Below are 23783 nucleotides of genomic sequence, written 5' to 3' on the forward strand. Positions count from 1 at the left end.
AGGCATTGGAGCGACTATCTTCGTATCACACAGTTTGAAAGGACAAGAAAATGTCAATTCGCCCTATTTTGGATACATCCCTCGCCAAGCCAACCATTGAAGGCGCTGGCGTTAAATTGCACCGCGCCTTTGGGTTTGAAAACCCCGATGTGTTGGACCCGTTCCTGTTGTTCGACGATTTTCGCAACGAGAAACCAGAGGATTTTGCCGCAGGCTTCCCGTGGCATCCCCATCGTGGCATCGAAACCATAACCTATGTGTTGTCAGGCTCCGTCGAACACGGTGATAGCCTTGGAAATGTGGGCACTTTGGGCGCAGGCGACGTGCAGTGGATGACCGCTGGCTCTGGGATTATGCACCAAGAGATGCCAAGCGGGAACGCCGCCGGCCAAATGCATGGCTTCCAACTTTGGGCCAACCTTCCGGGTGATCTCAAGATGACCACACCGCGATATCAAGATGTCACAGGCAACGATATTCCCGAAATCATTGATGACGATGGTACACGCGTGAAAGTTATCACGGGGAATTTCTGGGGGAAAAGCGGCCCTGTTGATGGCGTCGCCGCCGATCCGCAATACCTTGATATTTACGTGCCTGCAGGGCTAAAAAAGAGCTTCAAAATCGACACATATCGTCGGGCTTTTGCCTATATTTTCGACGGGTCGGGCCGTTTCGCCGATGCTTCAAAACCGACGGGTGTTCTCCTCGAGAAAGAAGTGCGCGGCGAAGAGGTCAATATTCGCGATATGTCGGGCAACCGGACTTTGGTTCGATTTGGCTCCGGCGATGAAGTAACCGTTCAAGCGGGTGAAAAAGGCATCCGGTTTTTGCTCATCTCAGGTGCGCCGATCCAAGAACCCGTTGCTTGGCACGGACCGATTGTGATGAACACACGGGCAGAGCTTCAACAGGCTTTCGCAGACTTGCGCAACGGAACCTTCATCAAACCTGCGCGTTAAATCAAAGCTTTACGCGCCGACGGCCTTCAGCGCCATCTGCGCGTAAACATCTTCGACCTCAGCGCGCGACATGCGCCCGCCCTCGCGATACCACGTGTTCACCCCCGTGAGCATGGCAATCAAAGCCATCGTCGCAAGCTTGCTGTCGGGTACATCAAAAATACCCTCGGCCTGCCCCGCCTTTACGATATTCTCCAACAGGCTTTCGTATTGGCGCCGCAGCTCCTCAATCTTGGTGAAATTCGCAGGTTCTAGGTTTCTCAACTCCATATAGGCGACAAAAACCGCGTCCGGCCGCTCCATGTGAAATCCGATATGAAACCGCGCAAATTGTTCTAGCCGCGCGCGGGCAGATCCCGCGATTTCAACTATGTCAAATGCGGCCAATAACTCGTCCATGTGGCTTTGCATCAAATCAAAAAGCAGCGTTTGTTTGTCGGGTGTATACAAATACAACGCCCCCGCTTGCACGCCAACTTCACTGGCGATTTTGCGCATAGAAACGGCTGCGAATCCTTGTTGCGCAAACAGCGAAAGAGCCACCTCGCGAATGCGAGGGCCTGTGATATTGGAGTGTGAACCAGTTTTGCGTGCCATATCTTCTTTTAAATGAACAAACGTTCATGATCCAGAGAGAACCCCCATCGGCATCGCCTTCTTGTTCTTTTGCGACCAACGACTATAACCAAAGCTCACCATTCTTAGCTTTTGAGTCTGCCTTGTCGCTTCGTTTACCTTACCTATTCGCAACATTTTTCGCGTTGATGAGTTGCTCCTCTGCGCCCGACATCGGCGCGCAAGTCAGCGAAATTGATCGCGCGGCGAAGTTTCCATCGCTTTTACCCTTATCTTCCTTGATTGCAGCCTATCCAACCGTGGCGGCCCCCTCCACACAACTCGTAGGAACCGCCGCCTTAAAAGCGCGCGCCGCCGCCTTGCGCGGGCCCGTCCTTGACCCGATCTCGCGTCAAAAACTCCTAGCAGCCATTGAAAGACACCGCCCCCTTTAGCATATTTCGTCTAAAGCACCTGCAAAACAAAGCGAATAGCGAGGAAAGTTGCGTTGCAACCGGCGCTAATTCCCGCTAACAGACGCCTAAGAATTCAGACATCGAAAACACCCTGCCCCTAGCACCAAGGACTTTCCTATGACCACGCCACTTCGACTCGGAATTGCTGGACTGGGGACTGTAGGAGTTGGCGTTGTCAAAATCCTACGCCAGAAGGCGAATTTGCTGGCGGATCGCGCCGGTCGCCCCATCGTTATCACCGCCGTTTCCGCACGCTCCCGCGACAAGGATCGTGGCGTTGTGCTGTCAGATTATGCTTGGGAAGATGATCCCGTAGCCTTGGCAAAAAGAGATGATGTCGACGTATTCGTTGAGTTGATGGGCGGTAGTGAAGGCGCGGCAAAGGACGCAATGGAGGCTGCACTTGCCGCAGGCAAAGATGTTGTGACCGCCAACAAAGCCCTGCTTGCTATTCACGGACATGCCCTTGCACTTGCCGCTGAAAAAGCAGACTGCGTCATTCGATTTGAAGCGGCCGTTGCGGGGGGAATTCCCGTCGTTAAGGCCCTCACTGAGGGCTTGGCTGGCAACGAAATTTCCCGTGTGATGGGCGTCATGAACGGCAGCTGCAACTATATCCTTACACGGATGCAGAGCGCCGGCCTCACTTATGAGCAAGTCTTCGAGGAAGCCAGTCAACTTGGTTATCTTGAGGCCGATCCAAACCTTGATGTGGGAGGCGTTGATGCAGGGCACAAGCTTGCGATCCTGTCCGCCATTGCTTTTGGCACCAAGATCGACTTTGCAGGCGTGGAGCTTGAAGGCATCCAGCGCATCACAATTGAAGATATTCATCACGCCGCCGACATGGGATATCGCATCAAACTTTTGGGTGTCGCTCAGCGCACAGGACGCGGCCTAGAGCAGCGCATGTCCCCCTGTTTGGTGCCCGCAGACTCGCCGCTTGGGCAGCTTGAAGGCGGTACCAATATGGTCGTTTTGGAAGGCGATGACGTCGGCCAAATCGTTTTACGCGGCGCAGGTGCTGGCGAAGGTCCAACCGCAAGCGCGGTACTTTCGGATATTATGGACATCGCTCGTGGGACACGTCTTGCGACATTCGGCAAACCCGCCGAGGCGCTGGAAACCGCGCGCAGCGCGGTCTCGGGTACATCCGCCCCCTATTATCTCCGTCTAGAGCTTCTGGACAAACCCGGAGCTTTGGCAAAAATTGCCTCGGCCTTGGGAGAAGCAGGCGTTTCCATCAATCGGATGCGCCAGTATGAGCACAAGGCCCAAACAGCACCCGTATTGATTGTTACCCATAAAACGACCCCCGACGCGTTGGAAAACGCGTTCGTCGGATTTCAAAACTCGTCCGTTTTGGCCTCGGCTCCGGTCGCCATTCGTATCGAAACAGTTTAAAGTTACTGGGCCGGCCCGCCCCTGACTTTGACCGTCCCTTTAGTGAGAGCAAGGAAAACACCATGGCAAATGCCACTGATTTTAATGACCGAATGTTATCGTTGGGCCTTGCCCGCGTCTCCGAAGCTGCCGCGATTGCGAGCGCGAACCTGATTGGACGCGGAGACGAGAAGGCCGCCGACCAAGCCGCCGTAAACGCAATGCGCGACCAATTGAACATGCTAGATATCAACGGCGTGGTTGTGATCGGCGAAGGCGAACGCGACGAAGCTCCTATGCTTTATATCGGCGAAAAAGTTGGCACGGGCACTGGCCCCGCCGTCGATATTGCACTTGATCCGCTTGAGGGAACAACCCTTACAGCAAAAGACATGCCAAACGCGCTAACCGTGATCGCAATGGGCCCACGCGGCTCCATGCTGCACGCACCAGACGTTTACATGGACAAATTGGCTATCGGCCCTGGATTCGCCATAGATACAGTAACCCTCAGCATGTCGCCGTCAGAGCGCGTTGCAGCTCTTGCAAAGGCCAAAGGGTGCAACGCCAAAGATATCACGGTTTGCGTTTTGGAACGCCCGCGCCACGAAGCCATGATCGCGGAGTTGCGCGAAACAGGCGCGGCAATCCGTTTAATCACCGATGGCGACGTCGCTGGTGTGATCCACTGTGCCGAAGCCGCGATCACGGGTATCGACATGTATATGGGTTCTGGCGGCGCACCAGAAGGTGTTCTGGCTGCGGCGGCTCTGAAATGTATGGGCGGCCAGATTTACGGACGCCTCATGTTCCGCAATGACGATGAGCGTGGCCGTGCCACTAAGATCGGCATCACCGATTTTGATCGCATTTACACCCGCGATGATCTGGTGACACAGGACGTGATTTTTGCAGCAACTGGCGTGACCGATGGCTCCGTTGTTTCGGGGATCAAACGCGAAATTGGCTTTCTTACAACGGAAACAATCTTGATGCGCTCAAAAACCGGTTCCGTGCGGCGCATGTTGTATCGCAACCCAACAAAATAATGACGATTGCCGCGCGCCTTACAGGGTGTGCGGCTCTAATTGCTCTGAATTGTACGGGTGCATGTCGTAAATATGGCTGATAAGATACCCAAAACAAACGGGGGCCATATGCAAGATTTTCTCAACGTTTCCAAATCTCTAAATGGACGCCGCTGGTGTGGCCCCACAGGCGATGAAGATCGCGCGGCGTTGGCATTGGAACAACAGACCCAACTCCCCCCTGCCCTGTGCCGCATTCTGGCAAAACGGGGCGTCGCAGCGGCTGACGTTGATAGCTTCCTCGCTCCAGCCCTGCGAGACCTCCTTCCTGATCCGCGCAGCTTGCTGGACATGGAAAAGGCTGCGACCCGTTTTCTCAAAGCGGTAAACACCAAAGAACGCATCGCCATTTTCGCAGATTACGACGTGGACGGCGCCACATCTGCGACGCTTTTGATCGACTGGTTGCGCCAAATGGGGTGCCAAGCGACCCTCTATATTCCCGACCGCATTGACGAAGGCTATGGCCCAAACGACGAAGCCATGGCCGCACTCGCCGCCGAGCATGACCTCATCATTTGCGTTGATTGTGGCACCGTTTCCCACGGGCCGGTGGCCGCCGCTAAGGGGGCCGAAGTTGTCATCCTTGACCACCACCTCGGTGCGGAAACCCTGCCCGACGCCCACGCGGTTGTGAATCCAAACCGCCAAGATGAAAGCGGCGACCTCGCGCATCTTTGCGCCGCCGCCGTTGTGTTTCTGATGTTGGTAGAGGCCAACCGACAACTCCGTGAAGCGCAGGCAAAAGGCCCAGACCTCATGGCGATGCTCGACCTCGTGGCCTTGGGCACAGTGGCCGATGTAGCCCCGCTGATTGGGGTGAACCGTGCGTTGGTGCGCCAAGGCCTCAAAGTGATGGCCAACCGCGCCCGCATCGGCCTTGTGGCCCTCGCAGACGTCGCGCGCATGGACACGGCCCCCAATAGTTACAGCCTTGGATTTCTCCTCGGCCCCCGCATCAACGCGGGTGGACGGATCGGCAAAGCCGACCTTGGCGCGCGTCTCCTCGCCACAACGGACCCGAGCGAAGCCCAAGCGCTTGCGGAACGTTTGGACCAGCTTAACTCAGAGCGCCGCGAGATCGAAGAAGGCGTGCGTGCCGCCGCTATGGAACAGGCTGAAAACCGTGGCTTGGACGCGCCCTTGGTCTGGGCCGCGGGCCAAGGCTGGCATCCCGGAGTCGTTGGAATTGTCGCGAGCCGCCTCAAAGAAAAAACCAACCGCCCTGCTATCGTAATCGGCCTTGATAATGGTGAAGGAAAAGGATCTGGGCGATCGATTTCTGGCGTCGATTTAGGAGCCGCAATTCAAAAACTTGCATCCGAAGGCCTACTCATTAAAGGCGGCGGCCACAAAATGGCGGCCGGATTGTCGATAGAAGAAGATAAACTCGAACCAGCGATGGCACGCCTGAGCGAACTCTTGGCCAAACAAGGTGCAGGGGAGGCAGGCCCGGCCGATTTGCGACTGGATGGAATGCTGATGCCCGGCGCGGTAACGGTTGAACTCATTGAACAGATTGAGACTGCAGGCCCGTTCGGCGCCTCCGCGCCCGCCCCCCGCTTCGCATTTTCAGACCAACAGATTTTCTTCACAAAACGAGTCGGCGAAAGTCACCTCAAGATCACATTCGGCGACGGAATCGGGCCCCGAATAGAAGCCATTTGTTTTGGAGCCTTCGACTCAGATCTCGGTCCTGCCTTGGAGAATCACGGCGGGGCCCGTTTTCACCTCGCTGGACGGCTCGAAATCAACACTTGGGCCGGCAGACAGAAACCGCAGATGCGCCTCGAAGATGCAAGCCGCGCCTCAGAAGCCTAGTGTTTAAAGGCCTCAAAAGCTTGTTCATTTCACTTTTTTAAGTTTCGAAGTTTTTTTCGCAATTTTAGCAAATTTACCCTTGCACCAACCACGCACAAACCCTAAAACCCGTCTCACACAAGGTATGGTCCATTCGTCTATCGGTTAGGACGCTAGGTTTTCAACCTGGAAAGAGGGGTTCAACTCCCCTATGGACTACCACCTTTGTGTATTTCATCGCATCAGTGGTTTTATTTTTGGATTTCAAGTAATTGAAATCTGCGGATAAACTATTTGCGGTACAAAACACCCCTCCCGTGAGAATAGATATAATTCTAAGCAATGTGTTCTGTGAGGCTCACCAGAATTAACGCGCCCTTCAGTCTTTAAATGGCAAACCATAGGCTCGGAATGGAGTTTCTATGGATAGAGTTGCTATTTTTCTAATGTGCGTATTGGGGCTACTTGCTGCACCTGCAGCGGTTGTCCTCTCTGCCCCGGTGACCGAAGGGCAAGTCATGCTGGTTGTTGCACCACCGTGGCAGAACGCACAAGATATTATTCTACGCGCAAAGGCCGACTCTGTTGGTCCGGAAACCGCTCCATTTGCAGCCTTCGCAGCCAGCGATACGCCTGGCCTAGAAGCGCGCCTAAAACACGCTGGTGCGTGGGCTGTCCTAGACGGCCAAATAATTTCTCAACTTTGCGGGGCATAAATGACAAATGAAATGAACTCTTTCGCTGAAAGCCAAAACGTCGCTGCAAAATGGATGGCGTACGCTGGTTTCCTTTTCACGGCGGCGAATGTGGCAATAGCTTTTGTTGTTGGATCCAATTGGATGATCGCACTTGGTGCGTCGCTTGCATTTGCGCTCCTTGCACTGCTTTCGCTGCGCGGTTCTCCTGCGTTGGGACGCATTGGCGTGTCGCTCGGCCTTATCGGCCAAGCGATGATCCTGACGGGCATATTTATCGGCCACCCTTGGCAAATTGACAGCCACATGGTCTTTTTTGCTGTCCTAGCAGCCCTCATTGCTCTTTCTGATATCCGCGTCATTCTCATTGCGACCGCTGCGATTATTGTACACCATCTGTCGCTAAGTGTTTTGACGCCAACGCTAATTTATCCCTCCACGGACGTTGTCGCAAATATTGGACGATCTCTCTTCCACGGCCTTGTTGTCGCCATCGAAACCTTCGCCCTCATTATTGCGGTCCGAACACGTCTGGCGCAAAACAAGGACGCAATGGAACGCAATACAGAACTCAGTGCAGAAAAGGCGAAGGCAGAACAAGCGCTTGTCCATGCAAATGAAAGTGCGGCGGCCGCAGAGGCAGCGCACGCCGAGGCACAAGAAGCCCTTGCTAAAGCGGAAGAAGCCATTCGCAATTCGGCTGAACAATCCGAAAAGGCGCGTCAGATAGAAGCAGAAACGCGTGCGACGGAAGCTGAGCAAAGGCAGGCTCAACTAGAACAAGAGCGCATGCAATCCGAAGTTGTTGAAGCATTGCGTGGCGGGCTACAGCGCCTGTCATCTGGCGATCTAACTGCGTCAATTGATATCGTATTCCAGCCTGAATACGAGCAGTTACGTCAGGATTTCAATGAGGCTGTCAGGACTTTGGGCGAGGCAATGATGAACGTTTTAGCCAACGCGTCTCAAATCCAGGGTTCGACAAATGATATTGGCCGAGCCGCGGAAGACCTTGCGCAAAGAACTGAGCGACAGGCCGCAACCCTTGCAGAAACAGCCGCAGGTCTAGATGGATTAACTCAATCTGTTCGGATTGCCGCAGAAGGCGCTAAGCATGCCAATACCCTTGTTTCCAGCACGGTGGAAAACGCTACTCAACGAGGATTTGTCGTAAAAGACGCTGTGGCAGCCATGGGCGAAATCGAAGAGTCTGCAAAACAGATTTCCAAAGTGATCAAAGTAATCGACGATATTGCCTTCCAAACGAACTTGCTGGCCCTTAACGCAGGAGTCGAGGCGGCACGCGCGGGCGACGCTGGGAGGGGGTTTGCGGTGGTTGCAACAGAGGTCCGCGATCTCGCTCAGCGCAGTGCGGCTTCGGCACGCGAAATTAACGAACTGATTTCCGCTAGCTCGCGTCAAATTGAACGGGGCGTTTCTCTTGTTGGAGAAACCGGAAACGTTTTAGAAGCTATCGTAACTTCGGTTTCAGAAATATCAGGACAGGTTTCAGCGATCGCTTCATCAGCCCAAGCCCAATCTGACGGACTGGTTGAAATCAACTTGGCGGTTAGTCAACTTGACCAAGTGACTCAGCAGAATGCAGCAATGTTTGAAGAAACTACCGCTGCAACCGTAGATATGCAGAGCCAAGTGAATGAGCTTTCTAGAACAACATCCGCTTTCATCACAAGGGACGGTTTAGGAAACACAAACCGGCCAACATCTTCTGCCAGAGTGTCAACGGGAACATAAACTTGCCACTGAATAATCCTACGGCTTTAGCCAGAGCCTCTCGAGTTTAAGCCGTCTAGCACAGGTTTGGCAACCGACTGCTGCGCGGCGATAAAGAAGTCAGGCGCTCAGCAAAGGCTTTGGGGTTCAGTTTCCACGTGCCGAATGTAGCCAGCTTGCATTGTAGTCACGCGCAGTCAGTGTTTACAATACTCGTAGGAGCGAGTCGCGGTGCATAGTCTCGTGGACAAGGCACCGAATTGAAACTTTCTTCAAATCTACCTGTTTTGCTCGATAAGACAACGCGTTGATGCCAAGTTTGCGAATAATGTGTGGCAAGCGCGTCCTCTATTTTTAGACGCGTAGAGCGCAATATCGGCATCATTAAGCATGCCTTCAGCATTAGGCATTTCGTAGTTGCTCGAGATCGTCGAGCCCAAGCTGCATGAAATTTCGCACATTTGGTCTTTGTATGGAATGGGTTCCTCCAATCGAGAAATAAGGCGATTGGCAATATCTTCCAACCGTTCCTCTCTCGCGAGCCCCTTAAACAGAATGACAAATTCATCGCCACCAACCCGGGCAACAACATCGTCATCACGTGTCTCTTCGTTCAAAACCTCAGCCACACGCAAGAGAACCCGGTCACCGGCAGCATGGCCCATATTGTCGTTTACAGCTTTAAAAAAATCCAGATCCATGTTCATCAGCGTAAACGGCTTGCCACTTTTCAAATACCGCGCAAGATAGTGGTCCATGGCGCGCCTATTCTTTAAGCCAGTAAGCGTATCCGTAGCAGCCAATTCTTCGGCTTCATTTTTCTCCCCCTGTAAACGTTCGTTCAATGCAGAGATCTCGGACATCGCGAGTCCCTTCGCCTCTACGAGATAGAGCATTTCGACGGCCAAATCGGTTGCTGCGAAATCCGCGCTGGTCAATTCAAAGGCTTGAACCGCATCCACAACAGAGATACCGAACGATAAGTTGACGAGAAGATTTTCACTTCCTTCGACTGGAACTGCCAACCCCACCAATTGGATTTTTCGGTGACCGCGCCCCCTCAGATAAAGCTTCTGACCAAGCAGACATCTAAACTTTTCCATTGTCCGGATTGCGCGCGGTCGTGCCAACTCAAACACTTCTAAAAACCGTTTCCCCTCAAGCGTTTCTTCGGAAAAAAGCTTAGCGAGCGTGTCACCTACGTGTAATATATGCCCCGTATGTGAAATCAACGCGTGCATCGGCATAAGGTGAGAGCATTGTTCAAAATCTAGTTTCATTGTTCTATCTTTCACCTAACTAACCCTATCTGCCAAAGTGAACGCGCGCCCTTCTGCAAACGCGCTTTCAAGCACATCGATCGATATGGTTTCAACACCATGCTGGCCACCTTGATGCTCCAAAAGGACAAGGGAGCCGTAATCATCGGCCATTGCGCGCAAAAGCCCAACCATAACGTGGCCAAAATTCGGCCCAAATGCCTGCATGTTCGAACTGCAATTCAAACTATATTTTCCGGGCGCATGCTCTCTTAATTCAAGATGAGGTAACTCTAAATCCGAGACCGCCAATCGCGCGCGATCATGCAAATCATCGAGGGAGTGTAGAAACTCTTGAAATGTCGTCCCGCCAAATCGCAATAGCCTTCTCAGCGCCTCGACATTCTTGTGTGAAACCAAATAAGTTCCCAAATCTTCCAGAATTTCCTCGCGATTCCGTCGCAATTCCGCTGATAAACTATCCAGTAGAACAAAAGTGCTTTCGTCCGTGTAGGAAAGCATGGTTTCAAAATTGTCGGATTCAAATTCCGCTCGCACAATGACATTGCTCCAGACCTGAGGTCCATAAATGTCGCGTGTAAAACACTGAATAGAACGGTTGATCAATCCGTGCATATGCCACCCCCCTTGATTGGTTGTCCAACCGTAAGGGGCGCTTCTTAAGAAACAGCCAAGACTATCCCTAACCGATAAAATTTTCAGAAGATTTCAGAACCCCTGTCGTCGCGAAATCAACTCGCGATCGACACACGCTCCTCCTGTTTGGTTTGAGCTTCAAGCCACGCAGGTAAATGCCCGATATGTGGCATTACGACGTCTGCAAAAGGCGCAAGATCCCTTTCCGTAGCGACGCCAGTCAGTACCGCAGCAGTCTTCATTCCGGCCGCACGGCCCGCGCTTAAGTCGTGCCGACTGTCGCCAACCATGACCACGCTGGACGGGTCCAACCCTGTTTTTTGACAGAACCCAAGGCACATGCCCGGCGCAGGTTTTGCCCCATAACCGCTATCAAATCCAACGACATACTCAAAATGCTCTTCGATTTTTGCCGCCCGCAAATGGGCCAAAGCCGGTACTTCGGCATCATTCGTCGCAACCCCGAGTACGAGCCCACGCGCCAATAACCCTCGCAATAAAGGGCCCAATGGCGCGGCTTCGATCATTTCAGCCGTTGCCGTCGAATGATTTATCGATTGAAGAAGGCCTTCTCGACTCGCCCCTGGCAGATGCGGAAGTAGGTCGCTGATGATATCGTCTGGCGTGCCCGCAATAACGCGTGAATCTGCCTTAAAACGGCATTTGTCGATATCAAATCCTAGAGCATCCGCCAAAACGCGTTGCTTTGCCGCGTTTCCTGCGGCCAATTCCTCCAGAAATCGGAGGGTCCATCGTCCCCAGGACGTATGGAAATCGAACAGAGTCCCGTCCTTATCGAATAGGATACCTTTAATGTCGGCCATATCTCCTCCCAAAGAGCGTCTAAAACTTAAGACCTACCGCCTCGTAGTGTCGCGGCATTCTGGTCCTATGACAACCGCCTCATTGCATTTCTTCGAAATACCATCGCTTGACACAGTTCAATTTAATTGACATCGTCAACTATGTTGTCAGAAAAACCTTACCTTCTTCACGCATCTATTGGGTATCAACTAAGCAAAACGGCGCGCCTTCAGGAACGTGGTTTTGAGACTGAGTTGAAATCCCTCGGCCTGACGCGGATTTCGTGGTGCATTCTGCTTGCGGTCAATGCCGAATCCCTACGCAATCCTTCGGCTATTGCCGATTTTGTTGGGATTGATCGCACGGCCACCTCGCGTGCCCTTACCAAAATGGCGCGCGATGGTCTTGTTGAGCGCCATGAAGAGCAGTCAGATGGTCGCCGTGCCTCGGTTCAGGCCACCAAACTTGGACGTATACGCTTAGAAAAGGCAACACAATCTGCGCGCAAAAACGCCGCGCATTTTGAAGCTAAACTGTCTGGGATGGAGCAGGAAGCTCTGCGCAGTCTGTTACTTAAACTTCAGTCTGGCGAGGGCTCCCCCCTCCCGAATCTATAGGCCTTCCCAATGAGCAAACCTTTTTCTTATGCCAACCGCCCGTTCCATCTTGGCGGCTTCCCCATGGAAAAACTGGCACGAGACGCGCGGCCAATCGATGCAAGCCGTCTTGCGCCGCAAACGGGTTTGTCTTTTGTCGATGCTCCGAAACACTCAATCATTTCCGCGATGCAAGACTATCAAGCGATGCTGGACGCCACCCGCGAAGGGATGGTCAAAAAAGAGATTGCCGAAATCCCAAGTGACCCGTCCGAACGCTCCAGCCACCTAAAATCCTTCGGATACTTTTGTGATTCAGAGATGGTGTCCGCCGGTGCAATTCCTAAGGGCGCTTGGTTGGACACGCCTATCAAAAATCCAGATGTTGCCCGCCTGACCGCCAAAATTGAAACGATGCAACCCAAGAGTATGGCCGCAGGTGTCGATGTTATCATGGCCGGTCTGCGTGAGTCTTTGCGCGTCCCTCCCGCAGAATGCACCCACCACACCCACGCGCTTGTGTTCCTCTATGCCCTGCCACGCGCACCACATAAAGGCGAGCAAGGCACTGATTGGATTCAAGGCGCTGAAGCGCAACGCAGCTGCTTACGTGCGGCGGAAACCGCTGTCACCCTTGCGAGCTACATTCGCAGTTTGGGCCATGACGCCCGCGCACATACCGAAGCCGCAACGGACGTCCATTTGCGCCACCTCGCGCTTTGTGCGGGGCTTATTGACAAGGACGGCAACAATCCCTTCCTCGGCAAAGATTTCGCGCTTGCTGTTGTTACCACAACTTTAGAGCTGGCCGGCGACCTGCCCCTTGCAGCCTCCGCAAAGCCCCCCGCGAGTTACACCACAGGATTGGGTCGCCATGCCCAATCGGCCTCTCGCCGCGATCCCTACAGAAAACGTGATTTTGCCATGGGTCCGCACCCCTTCGAAACCCTCAAACGGGTGGATAACCCAACAACCTATATCGACACGCCAAATGTTGCCCGCGTTCCAAAACGCGCCAATCTTTTTGTCCGCGCCCTATTTGGCGACATGGGGAAAAAGGTCCAAGAGGCCGCGAAAAACGGCAATTACGTGCGAAAATCTGCCTCCGCCTTTGCGTTTCGCCCGTCCCTTGGCGCGTTTTTGCTGCTTCAAGATGGCGAAGCAGCGCCGGAACGCGATCCCTCAACCCTTGATCCCGCCCAAAACGCCGCCAATATCAAGGCCGCGCTGTACTTCCTTGGCGTCGACGCTGTGGGCCTTTCCGCCTGCCCTGACTTTGCCTATTACAGCCATGATGTGACGGGTACGCCGATCACGCCTTACCATAAAAACGCGATCTCTATGATCGTCGATCAGGGCCACGAGACTATGGAGGGCGCGACGGGCGATGACTGGATCGCCTGCGCCCAAAGCATGCGGGCTTACCTACGGTTTTCATTGCTTGGCGGCGTGTTGGCGGGGCATTTGCGGCGGCTCGGCTATACCGCGCGCGTGCATTCCGTCATGGACGACGAGGTCCTGCATCCCCCTCTCCTTCTTTTGTCCGGCTTGGGAGAGGTGTCGCGTATCGGCGAAGTCATCCTTAATCCGTTCCTCGGCCCGCGCCTGAAATCCGGCATCGTCACGACGGATATGCCCATGACCCATGACAAACCCATCGATTTCGGGCTACAAAAATTCTGTGAGGCCTGCAATAAATGCGCCCGCGAATGTCCGTCTGGCGCCATCACGGCGGGCCCGAAGGCCATGTTCAACGGCTATGAAATATGGAAAAGCGACAGCCAAAAATGCACGACATATCGTGTTACCAACGAGAAGGGCGCGATGTGCGGGCGCTGTATGAAAACCTGCCCTTGGAACCTCGAAGGCCTCTTCGCCGAGGCTCCGTTTCGCTGGGCAGCGATGAATTTCCCGGCAACCGCAAAAGCCCTCGCAAAGCTGGATGATTTGGTTGGAAACGGCGAAGTCGTCGCGGGCAAGAAATGGTGGTGGGACCTTGAGATGCGCGACGATGCGGCCTATCGCGCTCCACTGAACCCCGTGAGTATCCGCCCGTTACAAAAGAACCTTGCTCTAAAATTCGCGGACCAAACCTTGGCCGTTTATCCGGCTCCTCTGGCGCCGCCGCCCTATGCTTGGCCGTTCCCAATGGATCGCGAAGCGGGCATCTCGGCCTATGAAAACATGATTTCCGCTGAGGAGCATAAAAAACGCCGCGCGGCGGGCCTGCCAACAGAACATATTTACAGCGCCGATCACGGTGACACGCCGGTTATGCAATTGGTGGTCTCCAAAGTCGAGAAAATGGGTGATCTGGTCACCAAATACGAGTTCTCAGATCCCGATGGACATCCCCTCCCTGCAGCCACGGCTGGTGGGCATATCGATGTTGTTGTCGCGCCGGAGTTCTTTCGGCAATATTCCCTTTCAGGCGATCCCGCAGACCGGTCACAATATCAAATCGCAGTGCTGCGTGAGGACAATGGGCGCGGTGGCTCAAAACTGATGCACCGCATTTTCACGCAAGGACGCCGTGTCTTTGTTTCCAAACCCATCAACCATTTTCCCCTGACCGAAGACGCTCCAATGAGCTATCTTATGGGCGGCGGAATTGGGGTCACTCCGATGATCGCCATGGCCCACCGCCTACACGCGATTGGTCAAAAATTCGCGCTTCATTACAGCTGCTCATCGCGCACCAATGCTGGCTTTATTGCAGACCTCGCGGGCTATCCTTGGACAAAAAACGTCCATTTTCACTTCTCCGACGAAGGAACCCGTGCGGATTTGAGCAAGGTTCTGGCATTCATGGAGGGGGCCCATGTCTACACATGCGGCCCCGAGAACTATATGAGCAGCGTTATAGACGCGGCAGAAGTTAACGGATTCCCCGACGACACGCGCCATCTTGAGTATTTTGCCGTCCCTGAAACGCCCGATTACGTTAACACTCCCTTCACACTTCGGCTCAAAGACGGTCGTGAACTCCCTGTATCGGCGGAAAGCAGCGCATCGGATATTTTGCTCGCTGCGGGCATTCACGTGGACATCAAATGCTCCGACGGCCTCTGTGGCGTGTGTAAATGCGGCGTCATTTCGGGCGAAGTCGAGCACAGAGACTTTGTGCTCTCAAAGGCCGAGAAATCGAGCAGTATCATCCTTTGCCAATCTCGAGCCGCAATCGAAAACGGCGTTATCGAAATTGATCTTTGATCCATGCCCTGCCTAGAAACGGATAGGAAATCACTTCCTATCCGCATAGAAACAAAAGATTAAGTCCAACTCCTATCCCGACCACCGGGGAGCGCTTGGCGCGCTTGCATCAGGGTTTCATTTGGCATGGAAAGCGCCCCGCAGGCGCGCATGACCCATGCATCATCCATCATGAGAAAGTCTAAAACCGAGCCCAAAAATATGGGATCTTGGGCGCTTGTTTTGATGCTTTCAATGTTCGCCCCAGAGGACCCAAGAAACACATCCCAAAGGTCATCTTCACTCGCGAGCCAGCCAAGTGTTTGGATTGCAACTGTGTGCGCTGATTTCTCGTCCATCTTTTATCTCTTTCGGAAAGGAATTTTTAACCAATCTAAACAAAGAATAGGACATTCAACAGTAATTTGAGTTAAATCTGTGAGGAAACATGGCCGGACGGATCCTTATAGCGGACAACGTTGCGACAAATAGAATTGTCCTGAAGGTAAAACTATCTTCGGCATTTTATGACGTGATCCAAGCGGCCAGCGGCCAACAAGCACTTGAAGCGGCGCGATCTGAGCATCCGGACCTGATCATCCTCGACGCGCAAATGCCCGAAATGGACGGAATCTCAGTATGTGAAGCGCTGCGCGCGGACCCGATTACCGAACATATACCCGTTATTATGATCACCTCATCGTCTGATACGACCTCCAAATTACGCGCCCTCAAAGCAGGGGCAGACGATATCCTCTTTAAGCCTCTCGACGAACTCACTCTTTTGGCACGCGTCCGCAGTTTACTCCGTGCTTGTGGCACAGCGGATGAATTGCGCTTGCGTGCGTCAACTTGCAGGGAGTTGGGTTTTGCAGAAGCGCAGGCGAGTTTCGAAATGCCCGGAAACGTCGCTTTAATTGCGGCGCACAAAGAAACCGCCCTTCGATGGCGCTCCCTGCTTGAGTCCAAAGTCAGTGACCGGATCACTATTCTCTCGCGGAACGAAGCTTTACAGTCGCTCTATAATGGTCCAATGCCGGACATGTTTATCATCGCAGGCGACCTTGATCATCCTGACGAAGGACTGCGACTTTTGTCCGAACTCAAGAGTCGAACGGAAACGCGCTATACCCCTGTTTTAATGGTGTTAAAACAACCGTCTCACTCGCAAGCGGTTGTCGCGCTTGATCTGGGCGCGAGCGACCTGATCAGTGACGATTTCGACCCTGAGGAGCTCGCTCTTCGAGTCAAAACCCAAATCAAACGCAAACGACAGTCGGACCGCCTGCGCGAAACAGTTCAGGATGGCTTGCGGATGGCGGTGATCGATCCCCTTACGGGCCTTTATAACCGCCGTTATGCCCTGCCCCATTTGGGACATATCGTTGAGCGCGCCTACCAAACGAAACGAAGCTTCGCAGTCATGATCCTAGATTTGGACCGCTTTAAAAGCGTAAACGATAGCTTTGGCCATGCCGCGGGCGACGAGGTCCTCATCGAAGTTGCAAAACGCATACGTGAAAATTTACGAGGTGTTGATCTTTTGGCTCGTATTGGAGGCGAGGAGTTCCTGATCGCAATGCCCGACACGTCCTTAAGTGTGGCGCGGATTGCCGCCGAACGCTTGCGACATGCCGTGGAACAGACTGAAATCACAATCGGGGCCGTCCCAAAATCATTGAGCGTAACTTTAAGCATTGGCGTCGCAATGGGGGATGGAAAAAGTCACAACTTGACTGAACTCCTTGCCCGAGCTGATCGTGCCTTGTTTACGGCAAAGTCCGACGGGCGCAATCAGGTGACGGTTAATTTAAGCGCAGCTTGATTACTTCTGCTCGGGGGAGGTTTTTTTAGGTCTGGAGCGATGTTTCTTTACTTCCCGTTCCAACCTTTCGACATAGGTAGAACGTTCTTGCGGGGTCATCGTTTCAAGGGCATCTAAGTACGCATTTGTACCCTCCATGCGCCGCGTTTTGCTCTGCATTTCCATCGCATTCAAAGCATCTACAACCTTTGCGCGCTCGAACGGTTCCTGCTGCAAAGACGCTAAAAATGCGGCAAACGCCCTCCGGCTTTCCCGCCAGTCATTTTTACGCCGCACCTCCATGTTTTCTTTGAGGTTTTCCCTGATTTTTTGGCGTTGAACGTCCTCTAATGCTTGCGTAAAGGCACCGACCGAAAAGGAGGAGGGCAAAGGCTGGCGATGCTTGTCTGCCGTGAGAATAAACCCAATTGCGCCACCAATAATTAGAAAATTAAGCGCCAGTGAGCCGATAAGAATTCCACGCGTCAAGCGGGAGGTTTGGGAGGGGGGCGGGTTTTTGATCATGATCTATCCTTCCGTCAAAACGCTGTCAAAGCTAGGGAGGTAGTCCGAATAATCAAAACTGTTGCCCAAGACTGAATCGGTCAAAGTATCAAGGCCTTGCGGAGGGCTAACCCCGATCCAAACACCCGCGATGGTCGCCGTTGCCAGTCCCGCAAACGTTGGCCAACCGCCAAGAACCGCATTGAGTGTTCGCCAAAAACCAACAGATGTCTTTGGTGCCTTGTTTGCTGAACCAAGCTGATTTTGCACAAGAGTCGCATCCGCCAAAACGTTCGCCAAAAATTCTGCGGACGGCTCTGAAGTATCCTTTTTCTCGGCCTCAAAAAAGCTATCAAGGTCGAACGGATCGGTTCTATGATCACTCATCTGTATATCCCAACTCGTTGCGTTTTCCCGCCAACATGGTCGTAAGCGAACGTTTGCCCCGTGCCGTCAAGCTTTCGACGGCCTCGGTGGTAATTTCAAGTATTTCCGCAATCTCTGGGTTTGAAAGCCCATCAATGTGCCGTAAAATAACGGCTTCACGTTGCCGCTCAGGCAGGGCACCAAGCGCTTGTCTCAACGCGGCGGCCCGACCCTCATTTAGCATAACCTCAACCGCAGATGGAGAGTCGTCCAATGGTTCTGCAATTTCATCTAGCCCCACACCGCGTTTTTTACGCAATCGGTCCGTGCATAAATTTCGAACCACGCGATACAGCCAAGTTGAGACTTGCGCCTCGCCCTGCCGCCAATCTGGAGCAATTTTCCACAGGCGCAGCATGGCTTCTTGTGTAACATCTTCGGCTTCCGCCCGATCCCCAAGCATACGTGCGGCAAATCCCAACGCACGGGGCGTCAATCGCAACGTCAAAGCCTGCGCCGCCCCCCGATCACCGTTGGCGAACAGCACCAAAAGGGCGTCATCGGCAACATCTGAAAGAGCATCTAGCGGCATGGACATTCTCAGGGCGTAACTCGTTTCAAATCATCTGGCAACTGATTGGTCGCCCGAAGGACCGTAACCCTTCGGACAGTCTTAACGCGCCCTAATTTGAGCTTTTGTCTTTTTTACCATGACCACCTTTTTTGCCATGGCCACCTTTGCGGGCATCCATCTCTTCTTTGCTCACGGCACCATCGCCGTCCGTGTCGAGACGTTCAAACATTTTGTCCGCATCTTTTGGCGCCATTTCGATCGCACTCAATGCGCCATCAGCATCCGTATCCATTCTTTCCATCATCTTCTCGAGACGCTTTTCAGCACGTTCCATCCGGCCTTCTTCAGAATGGCTACTTAGCTCTTCTACGGAAAGTTTGCCGTCACCATTTGTGTCCACAGCGGCGAAACGTGTTGCTTGATGGACCTGCATTTCTTCGGCCGTGATTTTACCATCGGAGTTCAAATCAACTTCTTCGAAGTTAAAGCGCGGACCATTATGGCGTCCTTTGCCGCCTTTTTCATCCGCGAAGGCCCCTGTGCTCAACGCGGCTGCGCCGATAGAAACTGCTGTCAAACCTGCGATCAATGTAGTGCGTTTCATTTTTATTTATCCTTTGTTGTTCAAACCTCACAAGCAGTGCTTTCTGCCTATGTTCTGAGTAATAAACGCGCCACCCAAAGCTTTCCGTCGCAATTGGACGAAAAATTTGCGACATCCCGACGCAATTCCAATTTACCCCTGTGAAAAAAGGGCTTTCGCCGTTACCTAAGTTTACGCGACGAATAGGATCGAGTGATGAGCATGCCCCAAACCCAAATTGAACGCCCCCTTAAACAAGCCTTAAAACGTGGATGGCGCCGCCGCTGCCCTAACTGCGGGTCCGGCCCGATGCTTGTGAGCTACCTAAAAGTGCGCCCGCATTGTTCGGTTTGCAGTGAGGAATTGCATCATCAACGCGCAGACGACGGCCCAGCCTATCTCACGATCCTCGTGGTCGGGCACCTTATGGCCCCAACACTCTTGATGGTTTTTGTCCGCTATCAGCCCGATCCCCTTCTCTTAGCGACGGCTTTTACGGTTGGCTGTGTCGGGCTTTCGCTCTATCTTCTGCCTAGATTCAAGGGCGCATTTGTGGCGCTACAATGGGCAAAGCGGATGCACGGATTTGGAATAGTCCCTCCGGTGCGTAAGTCCGCCCCCTAGGAGGTAATTTGGATAAATCAGCCCTTCGCAACGCGGCAACAACGATTTTGCACCGCGACATCGACGGCGTTCCGCATGTTCTTATGGGGCAGCGCGGCGAAAATGCGGCCTTTATGCCCAATAAATACGTGTTCCCCGGGGGCGCGGTTGACCAAGGCGATCACGACATTCCGTTGTGCGCCTCGGTTGGTGAGAAATGCTTGGAGCGCTTGCAAGAAGGCAGTCCTCGCAACCTATCCCACGCTCTTTTGGTCGCTGGAATTCGGGAACTTTGGGAAGAAACTGGACTGATCCTTGGTCGCGAAGGCCAATGGGCTGGCGATATCCCTCCTGATTGGGCAGATTTTGCTGCGCGCGGATTTATCCCGTCCGCGGAAGGTCTGTCCTTTGTTTTTCGCGCCATTACGCCCCCCGGACGCCCCCGCAGATTTGACGCGCGCTTTTTCCTCGTCGACGCACATCATGTTCATGGCGATCCAAGCGATTTTTCGGCGGCTTCGGACGAGCTTTCCCATCTGCATTGGATTGCAATTTCCAACGCCAAGGAGCTTGACCTTCCCTTTATTACCGAAGTTGTCCTCGCCGAAGTTTCCCAAGTTCTTCGCGACGGATTACCGCCAAAATCAGTGCCCTTTTTCAAGAATAACGACGAAGAAAACCTGTTCCTGCGGCTCAACTCCTAAGCGAAAACCACAAGAAGCAAGATAGATCCTGTCAGGAAGAGCATCGCAATACGTTCCCGCGCGGTCGTCTTTTCGTGAAAAAACAACGTGCTTGCAAGGAAGCTAAACAGCAATTCGACCTGCCCCAAAGCCTTCACATAGGCCGCGTTTTGCAGCGTAAAAGCTGTGAACCACCCCAGTGATCCGATCATAGATGTGATGCCAACAAGGCCTGCAACCCGCCAGCTGGCAACCACACGTGTCATTTCTCCACGTTCCCGCATCAAAAGCCAAATCCCCATCGCAACCGTTTGACTGGCCGTCACAATCGCCAAAGTAAAGCACGCCCGCGCAAAAAATGGCACGTCTAGCCCAAGCGACAATGACGCGCCCCGATACCCCGTAGCGGAGATTGCAAAGAGGACGCCCGACAACAATCCAAGCCCCGCTGCCCGATTGAAAAGTCTTGCTTTCCAGCCAGTTGCGCCCATTCCCCGATTGTCGGCAAGGAGTACGACCCCCACAAAGCCAACTAAAATTGCTCCCAAACCCCACGCCGAAATTTTTTCTCCAAGGACGACAAAACTCAACAGTGCCGTTTGCAGGACTTCGGTTTTCTTGAAGGTAATGCCGACGGCAAAACTACGGTGGGAAAACAATGCGACCACACACATTGTTGCCAAGATTTGCGCGAGTCCACCAGACAGAGCCATGACCCAAAATCGCGCATTCACTTGCGGAATGGGTGTCCCACTGAAATGCAGGTAGGCCGCAAGCAAAAGCGCCACCAATGGCGCGGAATAAAGGAACCGCGCGAAGGTTGCGCCTCCGGTAGAAAGCTGGGTCGACTTGAGGTGCTTTTGCAGCATGAACCGCAAGTTCTGTGCAAATGCAGCAGCAATCGTGATGGGAATCCAAAGTTCCACGGGCAATTCCTTTAGGAATAATTGGCGCTTTAAGCGAGAATGATTCGAGGGTCCAAGCCAAGCGTTTTTAAAAACTCAGAGAGTTGAGCAAGTAGCTCTAGCGGACTTAATGGGCCTTCCAGAACACCCACTTTCTCGGTCGTAAATCCCGCGCTCAAAGGACGAATAACCAGCATGTATTTTGCGCGAGTTGCACTGGCTTGAATATCGGCCGAAGTCAGCGTCTCGGAGGACGACGCAATCAAGGCACTGGGCTGCGAATGCGCCTGAACGATGTGATATATCTGGCGTTTTAAGTCTAATCTGTCAGGCGCAGATTCTTGAATCCAGACAGCCCCTTGTACGACCTCAGAGAGCCCCTTGTGGAAGCTTAGCGCTGTATCTTGAACCTTCTCAAACGCTAAAATCTCCGCTTGGGCCTGCTGAAAAAGACGACGCATTTTTTCTTCCGCCTGCAGGTCAGGATCAAAAACCCGAACGCGCCACCCCGCCCGCAGAAAGAGCAACGCCCAATTCCGCCCCACGGTCCCGCAGCCAATTATGGCTACGGTTTTTTCCTCGTCGCGACTCATCTAATACGGCATCGGATGGCTGCGGTAAGCCTGATTGATGTCGGCCAATACCTCTGCACTTAAGGTAAGTGAATCCGCTTTAAGCGAGTTTTCCAACTGCTCAACCGAGGTTGCGCCGAAGATTGGCGACGTCAGGAAGGGTCGTGTCATTGTCCATGCAATCGCCATTTGTACAGGGTCGATCCCATGCTTTTTTGCAATCGCATGATACGCATCAATGGCGGGCCATACGCGCGGGGTCACGCGTCCGCCAAGTGTCTCCTCAAGCGTGCGGCGCGACCGCTCAGGGAACACTGTTCCACCTTCATATTTACCGGTCAAAAGGCTCGCTGCCAACGGGGAGTAAGCCAGCAAGGTGACATCCTCGTTACAGGAAAGCTCTGAAAAATCGGTGTCAAACACACGGCACAGCAAGGAGTATTCGTTCTGCACTGTTTGGACGCGTGGCGCGCCAAGTTCGTCGGCAAGGCGCAACCACTGGGACGTGCCCCATGCGCTTTCGTTTGAAAGCCCAAACTCGCGGATTTTGCCTTCTTTCTGAAGGGCGGCCAACGTCTGGAGGATGTCGGCCATGTGATCCATGGTTTTCGCGCGATCCTGAGAAGACGGGTCAAATTCCCAATACTGGCGGAAGTGATAGGACCCGCGATTGGGCCAATGGATTTGATAAAGGTCGACGTAATCGGTTTTGAGGCGCGCAAGAGAGCCTTCGAGCGCGGCGCGCATTGTTTCGCCCGTAAGGGGCTGCCCTTCGCGCACAAACCGTTCGTTAAACCCGCTGACTTTCGTCGCGACCACCCAATCGGCGCGGCGCGCTTGGTTCTTGGCAATCCAGTTTCCAACGATAGTCTCTGTGTTGCCGACGGTCTCTTTCGCAACTGGCGTCACCGGATACATTTCGGCGGTGTCCATGAAGTTGATGCCGCGTTCGGCAGCGAAATCAATCTGAGCATGCCCCTCGGCTTCGGTGTTTCGGCTTCCCCAAGTCATTGTTCCCAAACAAAGTTGTGTGACTTCGAGAGAGCTGCGGCCCAATTTGATTTTTTTCATAACCCGATCCTTTTTATAGTGCCGCCAACTTAGGGGTAGACGCGCCTATGGCAAGGGGAAAATAGATTGAGAACAAAGTGGGAACGTGTTACTTTTGGACCATGTCCAGCCCCCTTATCACCCGCGCGCGGCCGAGTCCGAGTCGCGACATCACTTTTCTAAAGGAACTCACTCTGGCGCCCTCCCGCGCCCATGAGTTCTGTGGAAACGCCCGTCACAGCCTTGCCTTGATGGTCGCTCAAGAAACACAGGGGCCTATTTTCTGGATTCATCCCGGCTGGATTCCCGACCAGCTCAATCCCGATGGCGTCTGTCGGTTCATTGATCCGTCGCGCCTGATTTTCGTGACGCCAAATCGGGCCGAGGATTTACTTTGGAGTGTGGAAGAAGTTCTGCGGGCGGGGATCGTGCCGCTTGTGGTCGCCGATATTCCGGGATTTCCCAGCCTCACCTCGGTGCGTCGCCTACATCTCGCGGCGGAAACCGGTACGCGGGAAGGCCGCGAAAGGCCCATTGCCCTTTTGCTAACGCCAGCAGATGGCGGGGCGCAGGGATGCGAAACGCGCTGGCATATGGCGCAGGATTACAAGGCCGACGCTCCCGCATGGCACCTAGAACGGCGCCGCTCCCGCTCCCTCGCGCCAAAAGCGTGGCACATCACCCCAGATCAGGAGCGTTTTCACCTTACCCCTGCTCTTCTCAAAGCGGACTCCACACAAAACCCAGAGCAGCGCGCCCAAGCCAAGGCCGTTAAGTAAAGAGAAAATCACCTTGGTACCCGCGGCCGGGCTCGAACCGGCACGGCCTTTCGGCCCAGAGATTTTAAGTCTCTTGTGTCTACCATTCCACCACGCAGGCCAAGGTGTGGCGACCATAGCGATTGGGGGAAAAAGGTAAAGGCCACACAGACGAAATTC

General features: G+C 53.5%; 25 protein-coding genes and 2 tRNA genes. 14 read left to right on the forward strand and 13 right to left on the reverse strand.

The genetic code is table 11. The features are described from left to right. The first annotated feature begins 50 nt into the window (after positions 1 to 50). Positions 51 to 962: a pirin family protein gene (locus tag AB9F27_RS13370; RefSeq protein WP_369757836.1), complete on the forward strand. Its 912-nt coding sequence runs from the start codon at positions 51 to 53 to the stop codon at positions 960 to 962. Positions 963 to 971: 9 nt separating this feature from the next. Here AB9F27_RS13370 and AB9F27_RS13375 read toward each other — a convergent pair whose 3' ends face one another. Then, positions 972 to 1559 carry a TetR/AcrR family transcriptional regulator gene (locus AB9F27_RS13375; RefSeq protein WP_335584723.1) on the reverse strand — a complete coding sequence of 196 codons (588 nt, stop codon included), beginning with the start codon at positions 1557 to 1559 and terminating at the stop codon, positions 972 to 974. A 122-nt stretch (positions 1560 to 1681) separates the two neighbouring features. Between AB9F27_RS13375 and AB9F27_RS13380 the strand changes: the two genes are divergently transcribed. The 7 genes from AB9F27_RS13380 (at position 1682) to AB9F27_RS13410 (ending at position 8714) form a co-directional block, all read left to right on the forward strand. After that, positions 1682 to 1972: a hypothetical protein gene (locus AB9F27_RS13380; protein ID WP_335584722.1), complete on the forward strand. Its 291-nt coding sequence runs from the start codon at positions 1682 to 1684 to the stop codon at positions 1970 to 1972. 138 nt (positions 1973 to 2110) lie between these two features. After that, on the forward strand, positions 2111 to 3397 hold the full coding sequence (locus AB9F27_RS13385) for a homoserine dehydrogenase (RefSeq protein WP_335584721.1): 1287 nt from the start codon (positions 2111 to 2113) through the stop codon (positions 3395 to 3397). Between the two features lie 62 nt (positions 3398 to 3459). After that, entirely contained in the window at positions 3460 to 4425 is a 966-nt protein-coding gene (glpX, locus tag AB9F27_RS13390) for a class II fructose-bisphosphatase (RefSeq protein WP_335584720.1), read from the forward strand. Positions 4426 to 4533: 108 nt separating this feature from the next. Continuing rightward, entirely contained in the window at positions 4534 to 6285 is a 1752-nt protein-coding gene (gene recJ / locus AB9F27_RS13395) for a single-stranded-DNA-specific exonuclease RecJ (RefSeq protein ID WP_335584719.1), read from the forward strand. A gap of 126 nt (positions 6286 to 6411) precedes the next feature. Continuing rightward, a tRNA-Glu gene (locus AB9F27_RS13400) sits at positions 6412 to 6486 on the forward strand. Positions 6487 to 6686: 200 nt separating this feature from the next. Continuing rightward, positions 6687 to 6980, forward strand: a complete 294-nt coding sequence (locus AB9F27_RS13405; RefSeq protein WP_335584718.1) for a hypothetical protein — start codon at positions 6687 to 6689, stop codon at positions 6978 to 6980. A gap of 12 nt (positions 6981 to 6992) precedes the next feature. Further along, positions 6993 to 8714, forward strand: a complete 1722-nt coding sequence (locus AB9F27_RS13410) for a methyl-accepting chemotaxis protein (protein ID WP_236940059.1) — start codon at positions 6993 to 6995, stop codon at positions 8712 to 8714. A 257-nt stretch (positions 8715 to 8971) separates the two neighbouring features. Here AB9F27_RS13410 and AB9F27_RS13415 read toward each other — a convergent pair whose 3' ends face one another. From AB9F27_RS13415 to AB9F27_RS13425, 3 genes are all read right to left on the reverse strand, one after another. Continuing rightward, positions 8972 to 9973: a diguanylate cyclase domain-containing protein gene (locus AB9F27_RS13415; RefSeq protein ID WP_335584717.1), complete on the reverse strand. Its 1002-nt coding sequence runs from the start codon at positions 9971 to 9973 to the stop codon at positions 8972 to 8974. 15 nt (positions 9974 to 9988) lie between these two features. Beyond that, the gene (locus AB9F27_RS13420) at positions 9989 to 10588 is read right to left on the reverse strand and encodes a heme NO-binding domain-containing protein (protein ID WP_039004653.1); all 600 of its coding nucleotides are present in this window, start codon (positions 10586 to 10588) and stop codon (positions 9989 to 9991) included. A gap of 116 nt (positions 10589 to 10704) precedes the next feature. Further along, on the reverse strand, positions 10705 to 11433 hold the full coding sequence (locus AB9F27_RS13425; RefSeq protein ID WP_335584716.1) for an HAD family hydrolase: 729 nt from the start codon (positions 11431 to 11433) through the stop codon (positions 10705 to 10707). A 141-nt stretch (positions 11434 to 11574) separates the two neighbouring features. Between AB9F27_RS13425 and AB9F27_RS13430 the strand changes: the two genes are divergently transcribed. Together AB9F27_RS13430 and AB9F27_RS13435 are read left to right on the forward strand one after the other, a co-directional pair. Further along, positions 11575 to 12030, forward strand: a complete 456-nt coding sequence (locus AB9F27_RS13430; protein WP_335584715.1) for a MarR family transcriptional regulator — start codon at positions 11575 to 11577, stop codon at positions 12028 to 12030. Between the two features lie 9 nt (positions 12031 to 12039). Continuing rightward, positions 12040 to 15222, forward strand: a complete 3183-nt coding sequence (locus AB9F27_RS13435; RefSeq protein WP_335584714.1) for a reductive dehalogenase — start codon at positions 12040 to 12042, stop codon at positions 15220 to 15222. Positions 15223 to 15281: 59 nt separating this feature from the next. Here the strand turns inward: AB9F27_RS13435 and AB9F27_RS13440 are convergent, their stop codons facing one another. Further along, entirely contained in the window at positions 15282 to 15560 is a 279-nt protein-coding gene (locus tag AB9F27_RS13440; RefSeq protein ID WP_082802246.1) for a DUF3572 domain-containing protein, read from the reverse strand. Positions 15561 to 15649: 89 nt separating this feature from the next. On the opposite strand from AB9F27_RS13440, the gene AB9F27_RS13445 reads away from it, so the two are divergent. Beyond that, positions 15650 to 17026 carry a diguanylate cyclase gene (locus tag AB9F27_RS13445; protein ID WP_335584713.1) on the forward strand — a complete coding sequence of 459 codons (1377 nt, stop codon included), beginning with the start codon at positions 15650 to 15652 and terminating at the stop codon, positions 17024 to 17026. Here AB9F27_RS13445 and AB9F27_RS13450 read toward each other — a convergent pair whose 3' ends face one another. From AB9F27_RS13450 to AB9F27_RS13465, 4 genes are all read right to left on the reverse strand, one after another. Next, the gene (locus AB9F27_RS13450) at positions 17027 to 17530 is read right to left on the reverse strand and encodes a periplasmic heavy metal sensor (RefSeq protein WP_335584712.1); all 504 of its coding nucleotides are present in this window, start codon (positions 17528 to 17530) and stop codon (positions 17027 to 17029) included. 3 nt (positions 17531 to 17533) lie between these two features. Then, positions 17534 to 17896, reverse strand: coding sequence for a hypothetical protein (locus AB9F27_RS13455; RefSeq protein ID WP_335584711.1), 363 nt, complete (start codon positions 17894 to 17896; stop codon positions 17534 to 17536). Beyond that, the gene (locus tag AB9F27_RS13460) at positions 17889 to 18473 is read right to left on the reverse strand and encodes an RNA polymerase sigma factor (protein ID WP_335584710.1); all 585 of its coding nucleotides are present in this window, start codon (positions 18471 to 18473) and stop codon (positions 17889 to 17891) included. Before AB9F27_RS13460 ends, AB9F27_RS13455 begins: the two co-directional genes overlap by 8 nt. Before the next feature lie 85 nt (positions 18474 to 18558). Next, positions 18559 to 19053: an EF-hand domain-containing protein gene (locus AB9F27_RS13465; protein ID WP_335584709.1), complete on the reverse strand. Its 495-nt coding sequence runs from the start codon at positions 19051 to 19053 to the stop codon at positions 18559 to 18561. A gap of 195 nt (positions 19054 to 19248) precedes the next feature. Here AB9F27_RS13465 and AB9F27_RS13470 point away from each other — a divergent pair, with 195 nt between their 5' ends. Both AB9F27_RS13470 and AB9F27_RS13475 read left to right on the forward strand, forming a co-directional pair. Continuing rightward, positions 19249 to 19656, forward strand: a complete 408-nt coding sequence (locus tag AB9F27_RS13470) for a DUF983 domain-containing protein (RefSeq protein WP_335584708.1) — start codon at positions 19249 to 19251, stop codon at positions 19654 to 19656. An 8-nt stretch (positions 19657 to 19664) separates the two neighbouring features. Beyond that, entirely contained in the window at positions 19665 to 20339 is a 675-nt protein-coding gene (locus AB9F27_RS13475; RefSeq protein ID WP_335584707.1) for an NUDIX hydrolase, read from the forward strand. Here the strand turns inward: AB9F27_RS13475 and AB9F27_RS13480 are convergent. Genes AB9F27_RS13480 through AB9F27_RS13490 form a run of 3 tightly spaced genes read right to left on the reverse strand, consistent with a single transcriptional unit; the run spans position 20336 to position 22866 of the window. Then, complete coding sequence (locus AB9F27_RS13480) at positions 20336 to 21244, reverse strand: DMT family transporter (RefSeq protein WP_335584706.1); 909 nt, start codon at positions 21242 to 21244, stop codon at positions 20336 to 20338. The two genes, AB9F27_RS13475 and AB9F27_RS13480, sit on opposite strands and share 4 nt — an antisense overlap. Before the next feature lie 29 nt (positions 21245 to 21273). Continuing rightward, entirely contained in the window at positions 21274 to 21816 is a 543-nt protein-coding gene (locus tag AB9F27_RS13485) for a 3-hydroxyacyl-CoA dehydrogenase NAD-binding domain-containing protein (RefSeq protein ID WP_335584705.1), read from the reverse strand. Next, on the reverse strand, positions 21817 to 22866 hold the full coding sequence (locus AB9F27_RS13490) for an aldo/keto reductase (RefSeq protein ID WP_369757837.1): 1050 nt from the start codon (positions 22864 to 22866) through the stop codon (positions 21817 to 21819). A 101-nt stretch (positions 22867 to 22967) separates the two neighbouring features. Between AB9F27_RS13490 and AB9F27_RS13495 the strand changes: the two genes are divergently transcribed. Further along, the gene (locus AB9F27_RS13495) at positions 22968 to 23624 is read left to right on the forward strand and encodes a hypothetical protein (RefSeq protein WP_335584703.1); all 657 of its coding nucleotides are present in this window, start codon (positions 22968 to 22970) and stop codon (positions 23622 to 23624) included. 14 nt (positions 23625 to 23638) lie between these two features. Here the strand turns inward: AB9F27_RS13495 and AB9F27_RS13500 are convergent. Continuing rightward, positions 23639 to 23724: transfer RNA gene (locus tag AB9F27_RS13500), tRNA-Leu, on the reverse strand. Positions 23725 to 23783: the final 59 nt, after the last annotated feature.

The sequence above is a fragment of the Falsihalocynthiibacter sp. CO-5D18 genome (genome assembly GCF_041205445.1).
GTDB classification, from domain to species: domain Bacteria; phylum Pseudomonadota; class Alphaproteobacteria; order Rhodobacterales; family Rhodobacteraceae; genus Falsihalocynthiibacter; species Falsihalocynthiibacter arcticus.

What these genes read in the sequence shown, in the direction of transcription:
- AB9F27_RS13370 (WP_369757836.1), top strand. Translation starts at nt 51, where the DNA reads ATGTCAATTCGCCCTATTTTGGATACATCCCTCGCCAAGCCAACCATT.
- AB9F27_RS13375 (WP_335584723.1), bottom strand. Translation starts at nt 1,559, where the DNA reads ATGGCACGCAAAACTGGTTCACACTCCAATATCACAGGCCCTCGCATT.
- AB9F27_RS13385 (WP_335584721.1), top strand. Translation starts at nt 2,111, where the DNA reads ATGACCACGCCACTTCGACTCGGAATTGCTGGACTGGGGACTGTAGGA.
- glpX (WP_335584720.1), top strand. Translation starts at nt 3,460, where the DNA reads ATGGCAAATGCCACTGATTTTAATGACCGAATGTTATCGTTGGGCCTT.
- recJ (WP_335584719.1), top strand. Translation starts at nt 4,534, where the DNA reads ATGCAAGATTTTCTCAACGTTTCCAAATCTCTAAATGGACGCCGCTGG.
- AB9F27_RS13405 (WP_335584718.1), top strand. Translation starts at nt 6,687, where the DNA reads ATGGATAGAGTTGCTATTTTTCTAATGTGCGTATTGGGGCTACTTGCT.
- AB9F27_RS13410 (WP_236940059.1), top strand. Translation starts at nt 6,993, where the DNA reads ATGAACTCTTTCGCTGAAAGCCAAAACGTCGCTGCAAAATGGATGGCG.
- AB9F27_RS13415 (WP_335584717.1), bottom strand. Translation starts at nt 9,973, where the DNA reads ATGAAACTAGATTTTGAACAATGCTCTCACCTTATGCCGATGCACGCG.
- AB9F27_RS13420 (WP_039004653.1), bottom strand. Translation starts at nt 10,588, where the DNA reads ATGCACGGATTGATCAACCGTTCTATTCAGTGTTTTACACGCGACATT.
- AB9F27_RS13425 (WP_335584716.1), bottom strand. Translation starts at nt 11,433, where the DNA reads ATGGCCGACATTAAAGGTATCCTATTCGATAAGGACGGGACTCTGTTC.
- AB9F27_RS13430 (WP_335584715.1), top strand. Translation starts at nt 11,575, where the DNA reads ATGTTGTCAGAAAAACCTTACCTTCTTCACGCATCTATTGGGTATCAA.
- AB9F27_RS13435 (WP_335584714.1), top strand. Translation starts at nt 12,040, where the DNA reads ATGAGCAAACCTTTTTCTTATGCCAACCGCCCGTTCCATCTTGGCGGC.
- AB9F27_RS13440 (WP_082802246.1), bottom strand. Translation starts at nt 15,560, where the DNA reads ATGGACGAGAAATCAGCGCACACAGTTGCAATCCAAACACTTGGCTGG.
- AB9F27_RS13445 (WP_335584713.1), top strand. Translation starts at nt 15,650, where the DNA reads ATGGCCGGACGGATCCTTATAGCGGACAACGTTGCGACAAATAGAATT.
- AB9F27_RS13450 (WP_335584712.1), bottom strand. Translation starts at nt 17,530, where the DNA reads ATGATCAAAAACCCGCCCCCCTCCCAAACCTCCCGCTTGACGCGTGGA.
- AB9F27_RS13455 (WP_335584711.1), bottom strand. Translation starts at nt 17,896, where the DNA reads ATGAGTGATCATAGAACCGATCCGTTCGACCTTGATAGCTTTTTTGAG.
- AB9F27_RS13460 (WP_335584710.1), bottom strand. Translation starts at nt 18,473, where the DNA reads ATGTCCATGCCGCTAGATGCTCTTTCAGATGTTGCCGATGACGCCCTT.
- AB9F27_RS13465 (WP_335584709.1), bottom strand. Translation starts at nt 19,053, where the DNA reads ATGAAACGCACTACATTGATCGCAGGTTTGACAGCAGTTTCTATCGGC.
- AB9F27_RS13470 (WP_335584708.1), top strand. Translation starts at nt 19,249, where the DNA reads ATGAGCATGCCCCAAACCCAAATTGAACGCCCCCTTAAACAAGCCTTA.
- AB9F27_RS13485 (WP_335584705.1), bottom strand. Translation starts at nt 21,816, where the DNA reads ATGAGTCGCGACGAGGAAAAAACCGTAGCCATAATTGGCTGCGGGACC.
- AB9F27_RS13490 (WP_369757837.1), bottom strand. Translation starts at nt 22,866, where the DNA reads ATGAAAAAAATCAAATTGGGCCGCAGCTCTCTCGAAGTCACACAACTT.
- AB9F27_RS13495 (WP_335584703.1), top strand. Translation starts at nt 22,968, where the DNA reads ATGTCCAGCCCCCTTATCACCCGCGCGCGGCCGAGTCCGAGTCGCGAC.